The organism is Delftia sp. WSY_22, from assembly GCF_043104185.1.
GTDB lineage: Bacteria > Pseudomonadota > Gammaproteobacteria > Burkholderiales > Burkholderiaceae_C > Comamonas > Comamonas tsuruhatensis.
In genome coordinates this window covers 171299-183326 of sequence record NZ_JBICKN010000057.1, presented here as the reverse complement: position 1 = coordinate 183326, position 12028 = coordinate 171299, and the positions used below count along the sequence as shown (strand labels likewise).

The window sequence follows — 12028 nt, the reverse complement described above, 5'->3', positions numbered from 1 at the left end:
CGTAAAACGGCGATCTGCCTCGTTTTGGAGAGCATGGGACTGGCTACCATAGCCGCATCCGCCGCCGTGCCCCGTTCCGGGGCCGGGCCCACGGCTTCCTCCCACGATTTCCCGCAGTGACCATGAAACGCCTGTCCAGCAGCCCCCTTGTTGCAGATGCCCACGGCGTACGCCAATGTGGCCGGATACGGCCTGCCCTGATGTGGGGCGTGGTGGCATTGGCCCTGGTCGCGGGGGGCGGGCTGTGGTGGTGGAACAAGCGGGCGCCGGCGCAGGGCGAGCAGGCCTCGGCCGGTGCGCCCGGCCCGGGTGGCGGGCGTGCGGGAGGCGGCCGGCGCGGCCCCGGCGGCCCGGGTGGACCTGGCGCCATGGGTGCCCAGGCGCAGCCGGTGTCCGTGGGCGTGGTGGAGCGGCGCGACATGCGCGTGCTGATCAGCGCCATCGGCACCATGAACCCGCGCGCCACGGCCGTGGTGCGCGCCAAGGTGTCGGGCGAGTTGCTGCGCCTGCATTTCAAGGAAGGCGACGAGGTCAAGGCCGGCCAGCTGCTGGCCGAGATCGATCCGCGCAGCTTCCAGGCCAGCTTCAACCAGATCCAGGGCACGCTGCAGCGCGACCAGGCGCTGCTCAAGAACGCCCAGCTGGACCTGCAGCGCTACAAGGAGCTGCAGGCCCAGGATTCCATTGCCGGCCAGCAGGTCGATACCCAGGCTGCGCTGGTGCGCCAGTACCAGGGCACGGTGGCCGCCGACCAGGCCCAGGCCGATGCGGCCAGGCTGCAACTGAGCTACACGCGCATCACGGCGCCCATTGCGGGCCGGCTGGGCCTGCGCCAGGCCGACCGGGGCAATGTGGTCAACCCTTCGGATGCCAACGGCATCGTCACCATCACGCAGGTCAAGCCCATCGATGCGGTGTTCTCCGTGCCCGAGGCGCATGTGGGCACGCTGGCACGGCGCCTGGCCGAGGGCCGCGAGCTGCCCGTGGAGCTGTGGGACCGGGACCTGAAGCAGCAGCTGGGGCGCGGCCGGCTGAATGCGGTGGACAACAGCATCGACATCGCCACCGGCACCATCAAGGCCAAGGCCGCCTTCGACAATGCCGAGGGCCGGCTGTTCGCCAACCAGTTCGTCAACGTCAGGCTGGAAGTGGACCGGCTGGAGCAGGCGTTGACCGTGCCGACCACGGCCGTGCAGAACAACTACGTCTACCTGGTCCAGGAGGATGGCACGGTGACGCAGCGGCGCATCGCCGTGGGCGTGACCGATGGCGACCGGGTGAGCGTGAAGGGCGAACTCAAGCCTGGCGAGCAGGTGGTGGTCGATGGCATTGACCGCCTGCGCGAAGGCGCCAAGGTCACGGTGATCGAGCCCGACAAGGTGCAGAAGGTGGACCAGGCCGTGCAGGACGCCTCCAGCCAGCCGCGCGGCATGCGCAATCTGCCGCCCGATGTGCGCGCCAAGCTGGCGACCATGAACCCCGACGAGCGCAAGGCCTACCTGCAGAAGCTGCGCGCCGAGCGCGGTGGGCAGCGCAATGGCGGCACTGGCGGTGGCAACAGTGGCGGCGGCAATGGCGCCGGCAGCGGCGCACCGGCCGCCGAAGGTTCCGCGCCTGCATCCCAGGCACCTGCGCCGTCACCGGGCTCGCCCCAGCCATCGCCCGGCCCGGCGTCTGCCGCTCCGGCGGCTCCAGCGGCTCCCGCTCCTGCCGGGCGCTGAGCAGCGCCCGGCACCTGAAGACCGCAAGCCCTTCCAGGCGGCCCCATGAATCTTTCCCGCATCTTCATCCTGCGACCCGTCGCCACCTCGCTGCTGATGGTGGCGGTGCTGATCGCCGGCCTGCTGGCCTACCGGCTGCTGCCGATTTCGGCCCTGCCCGAGGTGGACTACCCCACCATCCAGGTCACCACGCTGTACCCGGGCGCCAGCCCCGACGTGATGACGTCCAACGTCACCGCGCCGCTGGAGCGCCAGCTCGGCCAGATGCCGGGGTTGTCGCAGATGTCGTCCACCAGTTCGGGCGGCGCCTCGGTGATCACGCTGCGCTTTGCGCTGGACATGGCCATGGACGTGGCCGAGCAGCAGGTGCAGGCCGCCATCAACGCGGGTGCCAACCTGCTGCCCAGCGACCTGCCCATGCCCCCGCTGTACAGCAAGGTCAATCCGGCGGATGCGCCCATCCTCACGCTGGCCATCACCTCGCCCTCGCTGCCGGTAATCCGCGTCAATGACCTGGTGGAAAACCGCCTGGCGCCCAAGCTCTCGCAGGTCAACGGCGTGGGGCTGGTGGCGATTGCGGGCGGGCGCCGGCCTGCCGTGCGCATCCAGGCCAACCCGACGGCGCTGGCCGGCCTGGGCATGACGCTGGACGATGTGCGCACCGCCATCGCCGCCGCCAACGTCAAGCAGGCCAAGGGCGGCTTCGACGGGCCGGCGCGCGCCTCCACCATCGATGCCAACGACCAGCTGCAGTCGGCGGCCGAGTACCGCAACCTCATCATCGCCTTCAAGAACGGCCTGCCCGTGCGCCTGTCCGACATCGCCCAGACCGTGGACGATGCCGAGAACACGCGCCTGGCCGCCTGGGCCGGCACGCCCGAGGGTGGCTCGCGCGCGGGCGTGATCCTCAACATCCGGCGCCAGCCCGGCGCCAACGTGATCGAGACGGTGGATCGCATCAAGGCGCTGCTGCCCCAGCTCAAGGAGACACTGCCGGCCTCGCTGGACGTGCAGGTGCTGACCGACCGCACGGTGACCATCCGCGCCTCGGTCAACGACATGCAGCTGGAGCTGATGCTGGCCATCGCCCTGGTGGTGGCGGTGATCTTCGTCTTCCTGCGCAGCGCCTCGGCCACGCTGATACCGAGCTTTGCCGTGCCGCTGTCGCTGATCGGCACCTTCGGCGTGATGTACCTGGCCGGTTTTTCCATCAACAACCTCACGCTGATGGCGCTGACGATCTCCACCGGCTTCGTGGTGGACGATGCCATCGTGATGATCGAGAACATCGCGCGCTTCGTGGAAAAGGGCGAGCCGCCCATGCAGGCCGCGCTCAAGGGCGCCAGGCAGATCGGCTTCACCATCATCTCGCTGACGATTTCGCTGATCGCCGTGCTGATCCCGCTGCTGTTCATGGGCGACGTGGTGGGGCGGCTGTTCCACGAGTTCGCCATCACCATGGCGGTGGCCATCCTGATCTCGGCCGTGGTCTCGCTGACGCTCACGCCCATGCTGTGCGCGCGGCTGCTGCGCCACCAGCCCGAAGGGGCCGAGGAGGAAAAGCATGGCCGCCTGTACCACGCCACGGGCCGTTTCTTCGACCGCACCATCGCCGGCTACGGCCGCATCCTCACCTGGGTGCTGGACCGCCGGGGCCTGACATGGATCGTCTTCCTGGCCACGCTGGCCGTGACCGTGCTGCTGTACTTTGCCGTGCCCAAGGGCTTCTTCCCGGACCAGGACACGGGCACCATCCAGGCCACGACCGAGGCCGACCAGTCCATCTCGTTTGCCGCCATGGCCGAGCGCCAGCAGGCCCTGGCCGAGCTGCTGCTCAAGGACCCTGCCGTGCAGAGCATCTCGTCCTTCATCGGCGTCGATGGCAGCAACACCACGCTGAACACGGGCCGGCTGCTGATCGACCTCAAGCCCCATGGCCAGCGCGATGGCGTGCCCGCCGTGCTGCGCCGCCTGTCCGACGATGCGCTGCAGATCCCGGGCATACGCCTGTATGCCCAGCCCGTGCAGGACCTGACCATCGAGGACCGCGTGGCGCGCACCCAGTACCAGCTGCTGATGTCCTCGCCCGACATGGCGCAGCTGGCCAAGAGCACCCAGGCCCTGGTCGAGCGCATGCACGACCTGCCCGAGCTGGTGGACGTGGGCAGCGACCTGCAGGACCAGGGCCTGCAGGCCTTCGTGCAGATCGACCGGGCCCAGGCCAGCCGGCTGGGCGTGACGGTCTCGGCCATCGACACGGCGCTGTACAACGCCTTCGGCCAGCGGCTGATCTCCACCATCTTCACGCAGTCCAACCAGTACCGCGTGGTGCTGGAGGTGGCGCCGCAGTTCAAGATCGGGCCCGAGTCGCTGCAGGCCATCTATGTGGCCTCCAGCGCGGGCGCGCCCGTGCCGCTGTCCTCGGTGGCCACGGTCAGCGAGCGGCCCATGGCCCTGGCCGTGAACCATGTGGGCCAGCTGCCCGCCGCCACCATCTCGTTCAACACCGCGCCCGGCGTGTCGTTGGGCCATGCCGTCAAGGCCGTGCAGGACCTGATGGCCCAGCTGCGCACGGAGGGCCATATGCCGCTGTCGGTGGACGCTGCCTTCCAGGGCGCGGCCCTGGCCTTCCAGGCCTCGCTGTCCAACACGCTGCTGCTGGTGCTGGCGGCGGTGATCACCATGTACATCGTGCTGGGCGTGCTCTATGAGAGCACCATCCACCCGGTGACCATCCTGTCCACGCTGCCCTCGGCCGGCGTGGGCGCGCTGCTGGCCCTGCTGCTGGCGGGGCTGGACCTGGACATCATCGCCATCATCGGCATCGTGCTGCTGATCGGCATCGTCAAGAAGAACGCGATCATGATGATCGACTTCGCGCTGGAGGCGCAGCGCGAGGAGGGGCATACGCCGCGCGAGGCCATCTACCAGGCCTGCCTGCTGCGGTTCCGGCCTATCCTGATGACGACCTTGGCGGCTTTGCTGGGGGCCTTGCCGTTGATGCTGGGGACGGGGGTGGGCAGTGAGTTGCGGCATCCGTTGGGGGTGACGCTGGTGGGGGGCTTGCTGGTGAGCCAGTTGCTGACTCTGTTCACTACGCCTGTGATTTATTTGACTTTTGAAGGGTGGGCGCAGCGGTGGCGGGATCGTCGGGGTGCTTCTTCGGAGCAGGCCCATGCTTGAGCTGGATCTGCGCTTTTGGCTGGCGCCGCTGGCCGGGGTTCGGCCCGGCGGCCGACCTACTTTCTTGTCGCGCGACAAGAAAGTAGGCAAAGAAGCGCGCCCCCACTGCCCACGACCCTTCGCTTCGCTGCGGGCAACCTGCGTTGGGCGCGATGCGGGGTGTGCCGCAGAACTCGCTTTGCGCTTCGCGCGCCGCTCAGACAACTGCGGCAAGTCAGATGACGAAGCAAGCCTGTCCTTCGGCAGGCTTGCCACCCCGCATCGCGCCCAACGCAGGCGTGGGCAGAGGGGGGAAGGCGGGGGGATGGGCCATCGCTTCGCTCGGCCTGAGGTTTTTGGGGCTGGATCATGAGCCAGCTTTCCAATCTCTCGGCGCCGTTCATCTTCCGGCCCATTGCCACCATGCTGATGACCATCGGCCTGGCGCTGGCGGGGGCGGTGTCGTATTTCCTGCTGCCGGTGGCGCCGCTACCGCAGGTGGACTATCCGACGATTTCGGTGTCCGCCAGCCTGCCGGGTGCAAGCCCCGACACGATGGCGGCGACGGTGGCGACGCCGCTGGAGCGGGCGCTGGGGGCGATTGCGGGGGTCAATGAGATCACGTCCAACTCCAGCCTGGGCAGTACGCGCATCACGCTGCAGTTCGATCTGTCGCGCACGGTGGACAGCGCGGCGCGCGATGTGCAGGCCGCCATCAATGCGGCGCGCACGCTGCTGCCTTCGGGCATGCCGGGCAATCCTACGTATCGCAAGGTGAATCCGGCCGATGCGCCGATCATGATCCTGGCGCTGACGTCCAGCGCGCTGACGCGCGGGCAGATGTATGACGCGGCGTCCACCGTGCTGGCGCAGAAGCTCTCGCAGGTGGAGGGCGTGGGCCAGGCGTCCATCAGCGGCGGGGCGCTGCCGGCCGTGCGCGTGGAGCTGGACCCGGTGAAGCTGGCGGCCAATGGCGTGTCGCTGGACCAGGTGCGTACCGCCATTTCGGCCACGAATGCCAACCGGCCGCTGGGCGCGGTGGAGCGCGAGGACCACTACTGGCAGGTGACCGCCAATGACCAGGCGCGCGTGGCGGCCGACTATGCGCCGCTGGTGCTGCGCTGGAGCAATGGCAATGCGATCCGGCTGCAGGACGTGGCCGATGTCACGGATTCGGTGCAGGACGTGCGCAACTACGGCGTGGCCAACGGCAAGCCCGCCATCCTGCTGCAGATCTTCAAGCAGCCCGATGCCAACATCCTGGAGGCCGTGGCGCGCGTGCGCTCTTTGCTGCCGCAGCTCAAGGCGTCCATCCCCGAGGCGATCGATCTGACCATCGTGTCCGACCGCACGCCCACGCTGCGTGCCTCGGTGGTGGAGGTGGAACGGGCGCTGTTGATCGCCGTGGCGCTGGTGATCCTGGTGGTGTTCCTGTTCCTGCGCAATGGCCGGGCCACGCTGATTCCGGCCGTGGCCGTGCCGGTGTCGCTGGCGGGCACGTTCGGCGTGATGTACCTGGCCGGCTATACGCTGGACAACCTGTCGCTGATGGCGCTGACCGTGGCCACGGGCTTTGTGGTGGACGATGCCATCGTGGTGCTGGAGAACGTGATGCGCCACATGGAGCGCGGCAAGACCGCGCTGCGCGCGGCGCTGGACGGGGCGCGCGAGATCGGGTTCACCGTGGTGTCCATGAGCCTGTCGCTGATCGCGGTGTTCGTGCCCATCCTGTTCATGGGCGGCATCGTGGGGCGGTTCTTCCGCGAGTTCGCGGTGGTGATGTCGGCGGCGATTCTGATCTCGATGGTGGTGTCGCTGACCACCACGCCCATGATGTGCGCGGCGCTGCTGCGGCCGCAGCGGCCTGCTGCACAGGCGCGTCCGCGCGGGCCAATGGGCCGCGCCTGGGTCCGCTTCGGCGCCTGGGTGGGCCGTGCCGAGCGGCGTGCCATGTCCGGCTACCGCGCAAGCCTGGCCTGGTGCCTGCGCCACCAGCCGCTGGTGCTGCTGGTGCTGGCCGGCGTGGTGGCGCTGAACGTGCACCTGTACATGGCCATCGACAAGGGCTTCATGCCCAGCCAGGACACGGGCCGCGTGATGGGCTTCATCCGGGCCGACCAGTCCACCTCCTACCAGGCCATGGAGCAGCGGCTCAAGCGCTTCCTGTCCATCGTGCAGGAAGACCCGGCCGTGGAGTACGTGACGGGCTTCACGGGCGGCGGCCAGCGCAATGCGGCCAACATGTTCATGTCGCTCAAGCCGCTGGCCGAGCGCAAGGTATCGTCCGACGAGGTGATCAACCGCCTGCGCGACAAGCTCAAGAACGAGCCCGGCTCGCGGCTGTTCATGGTCACGCAAAGCGATATCCGCATCGGCGGGCGGCAAAGCTCGGGCTCGTACGACTACACGCTGCAGGCCGACGACATCCAGGACCTGCGCACCTGGGAGCCGCGCATCCGCCAGGTGCTGTCGCAGCTGCCCCAGCTCACGGACGTCAATAGCGATGTCTCCGACTTCGGCCTGCAGACCTCGCTGGTGATCGACCGCGACGCGGCCACGCGCCTGGGGCTGACGGTGGCGCAGATCGACGGCACGCTCAACAACGCCTTCGGCCAGCGCCAGGTGGGCGTGATCTACAACCCGCTCAACCAGTACCGCGTGGTGATGGAGGCCGCGCCGCGCTACCTGCAAAGCCCCGAGACGCTGCGCGGCTTCTTCTTCGTGAACAACCAGGGCGAGCAGGTGCCGCTGACCTCGTTTGCGCGCATTACCACCACCAACACGCCGCTGTCCGTGAACCACGACCGGGGCACGCCGGCCAGCACCATCAGCTTCAGCCTGGCCGAAGGCGTGGCGCTGTCGGATGCCAGCGACGCCATCCGCGCGGCTGTGGCCGAGCTGGGCGTGCCCGTGTCGGTGCGCGGCAGCTTCAGCGGCACGGCAGGGGCCTTCCAGCAGGCGCTGTCGGGGCAGCCGCTGCTGATCCTGGCGGCCATCATCACCATCTACCTGGTGCTGGGCGTGCTCTATGAGAGCCTGGTGCACCCGCTGACCATCCTGTCCACGCTGCCTTCGGCCGGCGTGGGTGCGCTGATGGCGCTGATGCTGTTCAAGACGGAGTTCTCGCTGATCGCGCTGATCGGGGTGATTTTGCTGATCGGCATCGTCAAGAAGAACGCCATCATGATGATCGACTTCGCGCTGGAGCGGCAGCGCGCCGGCCATGCCACGGCTGCCCAGGCCATCTACCGCGCCTGCGAGCTGCGGCTGCGCCCCATCCTCATGACCAGCCTGGCGGCCATCTGCGGCGCACTGCCGCTGGCCCTGGGCCGGGGCGATGGCGCCGAGCTGCGCCAGCCGCTGGGCATTGCCATCGTGGGCGGCCTGATGCTGAGCCAGCTGCTCACGCTCTACACCACGCCCGTGGTCTATGTGCTGCTGGACAGGCTGCGCCAGCGTGTCATGGGCCTGCGTGGCCGCGTGCAGGGCAAGGACCGCGGCACCCCTGTGCCCGCCGCATCACCCCAGTGAACCGAATCCGAAAGCCTAAGGCCATGCAGCTGAAGACACTCCAAACCCCGGCGATCTGGCTGGCCGCCGCGCTGCTGGCCGGTTGCTCCACGCAGAGCGCCTACCAGCGCCCCGCACTCGAGGTGCCGGCCCAGTTCAAGGAAGCCACGCCCGAGGCGGCCGAGGCCGGCATCTGGCGGCCCGCGGACCCGTCGCGTGCGCAAGTGCCCGACAACTGGTGGGAGCTGTTCGGCGACGAGCAGCTCAACCGCCTGCAGCAGCAGGCCGCCACCGGCAACCAGAGCATCGCCCAGGCCGCCGCGCGCCTGCGTGCCGCGCAGGCGGCCGTGGCCAGCAGCCAGGCCGGGCTGTTCCCCACGCTGGGCAGCACGGCCGGCGCCACGCGCTCGCGCAGCGGCGGGGCCTCCGGTGCATCGGGTGCATCAGGCACGGGCGGCAACACCGGCAGTAGCGGCAACATCTCGACCAACTACTCGCTGGGCCTGAACGCCAGCTGGGAGCTGGACCTGTGGGGCCGCGTGTCGGGCACGGTCAGCGCCAGCCAGGCCAGCGCCCAGGCCAGCAGCGACGACCTGGCCGCCGCGCGCCTGTCGGCCCAGGCATCGATCACGCAGACCTATTTCTCGCTGCGCGCGGCCGATGCCAGTGTGCGGCTGCTGCAGGAAACACTGCAGAGCTACGAGCAAAGCCTGAAGCTCACCGACAACCGCTACCGCGCGGGCGTGGCCTCGTCGGCCGACGTGGCCCAGGCCGAGGCGCAGTACAAAAGCACCCAGGCCCAGCTCATCGAGGCGCAGACCAGCCGCGCCCAGCTGGAGCACGCCCTGGCCGCGCTGCTGGGCCTGCCTCCGGCCGCCTTCAGCCTGGAGGCCGGCGCCGAGCTGCCGCTGCCGCCCGAGGTGCCGGCCATGCTCTCGTCCCAACTGCTGGAGCAGCGCCCCGACATTGCTGCGGCCGAGCGCCGCGTGGCCGCCGCCAATGCCCAGGTGGGCGTGGCGCGCGCGGCCTTCTTCCCGGCGCTCACGCTGTCGGCCACGGCTGGCTACCGGGGTGCATCGCTGTCCAACCTGGTGAGTGCGCCCAACCTGTTCTGGTCGCTGGGCCCGTCGCTGGCGCTGGCGCTGTTCGACGGCGGCGCGCGCACGGCGGCCGTGGAGTCGGCGCGTGCCTCGCTGGACCTGGCCGCCGCCACCTACCGCCAGACCGTGCTGACGGCGTTGCAGGAGGTGGAGGACAACCTGGTCACCGCATCCGCCCTGGCGCGCGAGCAGCAGGTGCAGATCGAGGCCGTGGCCGCCGCGCAGAAGGCGCTGGATGTCGTCAACAACCAGTACCGCGCGGGTACGGTGGCCTATCTGAATGTGCTCAGCGCCCAGACCACGGTGCTGTCGGCGCGGCGCAGCCTGATCGATGTGCGCAACCGGCGGCTGGCCGCCGTCAACACCTTGCTCAAGAACGTGGCCGGGCGCTGGGAGCCGCTGGGGCCGGTCTCCGCGCAGGGGCCGCAGGCTGTCGCGCGCTGATGTTCAGTCCTGCAGCTCGAAGGCCTGGCGCAATGCTTCGCCGAAGGCCGCGCTGCCGCTGATCGACAGGTTCACCGTGGTGCGGCCATCCCCGGCCGCCACGGATTGCAGGCGCGCCGTGGCTGCGTCAAAGCGCCAGTCCAGCGGCTGGCCGCCGTCGTCCTGGGCCTGCAGCTCGTAGTCCCAGTCGCCGCCCTCCTCAATGGGGCCGCGCCGGCCCTTGAAGCGGCGGTGCGCCCAGGCCAGCAATTGCTCCACCTCGGCCGCCAGCGCCGGCACGCGCGTGGCGGGCACGCTGGCCATGGCGTCCCAGCAGCCCGTGCCTTCGTCGTCTTCGCTGTAGTCGAAATCCAGGTAGTCGAGGGTCATGGTGGCGGTCCGCATGCGTAGTGCGTGGTTGGAAAAGGGAAAGCCCGGCATTGTGCCGCGTGCACAATCGCCCGCATCGCAGAACCGGAAAGACATTCAGATGGACACCGCACAGCAATCGATGGCGCCGCCGATGGTGAGCGCGCAGGCCCTGCGCTTCGGGCAGCCGGGTCTTCTGCTGTGGGATGGCGCCTCGCACGACTGGCCCGTGGGCCTGTGCCTGGTGCGCGGCGGCGAGGGCTGCGGCAAGACCAGCCTGCTGCAAATGCTGGCCGGCCAGCTGCCTTTGCAGGCCGGGCGCCTGGTATATCCGCAGCAGCCGGACCCGTCGCAGCGCCCTGCATTGTTCTGGCGCGACCCGCGCGCCGAACTGTCCAATGCCGAGCGTGCCCGGCCCGCGCAGGAATGGGTGCAGGCACAGCGGCAATTGCACCCGGCCTGGAGCGAGGCGGCATGGCAGGCCCATGCCGACGGCCTGGGGCTGGAGCCCCATCTGCACAAGCCCCTGCTGGCCCTGTCCACGGGCAGCCTGCGCAAGCTGTGGATGGCGGCGGGCTGGTCCAGCGGCGTGCCGCTGCTGCTGATCGACGAGCCGCTGGCCGCGCTGGACCGGGGATCGATGGACCATGTGCAGCGCACGCTGGCGGGGCTGAACCGGGCCGGCCAGCAATCTGCGCCCGTGGCCGGGCACGGGCCGCGCTGCGTGATCGTCGCGCACTGGGACGAGATGCAGGGCGTGGCCTGGGACGACGTGCTGGACCTGCCCGATCAGCCGCCGCTGCGCTGACGGAGCCGGCGTCTACATCGCCACCTACATCGCCTTGAACCGCTGCGCGTAGAGGCGGCTGACGGCCAGTTTCTCCGCTCGCTCGCGCAGCTGCAGCCACAGCCGGCCGGCCTCGTCGCGCTGGGCGCTGGCAATGGCGGCTGCGCGCACCACGGTGCCACGGTGCACCTGCCAGAAATCCTCGGCGTCCAGCCGGGGCAGCAGTTCCTTGAGCGGCGTGCGCACCAGGTACTCATGCGAGGCCGTGAGCACGCGCACGTACTTGTCGGCGGCCTCGAAGTAGACGACGTCGTGCACGGGCACCATCTGGATCTGCGTGCCCACGCCGGCCTGGATCATCTGCAGCGGCGGCTCGGTAGCGGTGGCGGCGGGGGCCGTGGCACCGGCCAGGTGCCGCAATTGCTCCAGCGCCTGCGCCAGCGCAGCGCCGGCCGGGGCCGCCGTGCGCTGGGCCAGCAGCTCGCGCAGGCGCTGCACGCTGCGCGCCAGCCGCTCGGGCTGCACGGGCTTGAGCAGGTAGTCCACGGCCTGGGCCTCGAAGGCGTCCATGGCGTACTGGTCATAGGCGGTCACGAAGACCAGGATGGGAAACGGCTGCGCCTCGGGCCAGGCGTCGGCCAGTTCGGCAGCGGCCTCCAGGCCGCTTTGGCCCGGCATGCGGATGTCGAAGAACAGCACATCGGGCTGCAGCGCCAGCGCCTGCCGGGCGGCACTCAGGCCGTCGCCCACCATGGCGGCAATCTGCAGCTCGGGCCAGGCGCGGGCCAGGGCCTGGCGCAGGTCCTCGGCCAGCAGGGGTTCGTCTTCGGCGATCAGGGCGCGGGGGGCGTGGGTCATTTCAGTCTTCTATTTCACTTGCGCATGGCCGACAGCGTATGAAACTGGCGCGGCCCAACTCAGGGACACCGAGGAAGGGCAGCCCCGCACCGAGGGTG

General features: G+C 69.5%; 7 protein-coding genes. 5 read left to right on the top strand and 2 right to left on the bottom strand.

Going from position 1 to position 12028, the window contains the following annotated elements:
• Positions 1–122 precede the first annotated feature (122 nt).
• From ACF8NF_RS24835 to ACF8NF_RS24820, 4 genes are all read left to right on the top strand, one after another.
• Positions 123–1721 carry an efflux RND transporter periplasmic adaptor subunit gene (locus tag ACF8NF_RS24835; RefSeq protein ID WP_343740289.1) on the top strand — a complete coding sequence of 533 codons (1599 nt, stop codon included), beginning with the start codon at positions 123–125 and terminating at the stop codon, positions 1719–1721.
• A 45-nt stretch (positions 1722–1766) separates the two neighbouring features.
• Positions 1767–4904, top strand: a complete 3138-nt coding sequence (locus tag ACF8NF_RS24830) for an MdtB/MuxB family multidrug efflux RND transporter permease subunit (RefSeq protein WP_343740290.1) — start codon at positions 1767–1769, stop codon at positions 4902–4904.
• 348 nt (positions 4905–5252) lie between these two features.
• Positions 5253–8414, top strand: coding sequence for a multidrug efflux RND transporter permease subunit (locus ACF8NF_RS24825; protein ID WP_392451481.1), 3162 nt, complete (start codon positions 5253–5255; stop codon positions 8412–8414).
• 23 nt (positions 8415–8437) lie between these two features.
• Complete coding sequence (locus tag ACF8NF_RS24820; RefSeq protein WP_392451480.1) at positions 8438–9937, top strand: efflux transporter outer membrane subunit; 1500 nt, start codon at positions 8438–8440, stop codon at positions 9935–9937.
• 3 nt (positions 9938–9940) lie between these two features.
• On the opposite strand, the gene ACF8NF_RS24815 is transcribed toward ACF8NF_RS24820, so the two are convergent.
• On the bottom strand, positions 9941–10306 hold the full coding sequence (locus tag ACF8NF_RS24815) for a hypothetical protein (RefSeq protein WP_016454686.1): 366 nt from the start codon (positions 10304–10306) through the stop codon (positions 9941–9943).
• Positions 10307–10319: 13 nt separating this feature from the next.
• On the opposite strand from ACF8NF_RS24815, the gene ACF8NF_RS24810 reads away from it, so the two are divergent.
• Complete coding sequence (locus ACF8NF_RS24810) at positions 10320–11093, top strand: ATP-binding cassette domain-containing protein (RefSeq protein ID WP_133073605.1); 774 nt, start codon at positions 10320–10322, stop codon at positions 11091–11093.
• 24 nt (positions 11094–11117) lie between these two features.
• Here ACF8NF_RS24810 and ACF8NF_RS24805 read toward each other — a convergent pair whose 3' ends face one another.
• The gene (locus tag ACF8NF_RS24805; RefSeq protein ID WP_392451479.1) at positions 11118–11930 is read right to left on the bottom strand and encodes a LytR/AlgR family response regulator transcription factor; all 813 of its coding nucleotides are present in this window, start codon (positions 11928–11930) and stop codon (positions 11118–11120) included.
• Between the last annotated feature and the right edge of the window lie 98 nt (positions 11931–12028).

Excerpts from the sequence above, each read along its gene's own strand:
- ACF8NF_RS24835 (WP_343740289.1), top strand. The coding sequence starts at position 123 with ATGAAACGCCTGTCCAGCAGCCCCCTTGTTGCAGATGCCCACGGCGTA.
- ACF8NF_RS24830 (WP_343740290.1), top strand. The coding sequence starts at position 1,767 with ATGAATCTTTCCCGCATCTTCATCCTGCGACCCGTCGCCACCTCGCTG.
- ACF8NF_RS24825 (WP_392451481.1), top strand. The coding sequence starts at position 5,253 with ATGAGCCAGCTTTCCAATCTCTCGGCGCCGTTCATCTTCCGGCCCATT.
- ACF8NF_RS24820 (WP_392451480.1), top strand. The coding sequence starts at position 8,438 with ATGCAGCTGAAGACACTCCAAACCCCGGCGATCTGGCTGGCCGCCGCG.
- ACF8NF_RS24815 (WP_016454686.1), bottom strand. The coding sequence starts at position 10,306 with ATGACCCTCGACTACCTGGATTTCGACTACAGCGAAGACGACGAAGGC.
- ACF8NF_RS24810 (WP_133073605.1), top strand. The coding sequence starts at position 10,320 with ATGCGTAGTGCGTGGTTGGAAAAGGGAAAGCCCGGCATTGTGCCGCGT.
- ACF8NF_RS24805 (WP_392451479.1), bottom strand. The coding sequence starts at position 11,930 with ATGACCCACGCCCCCCGCGCCCTGATCGCCGAAGACGAACCCCTGCTG.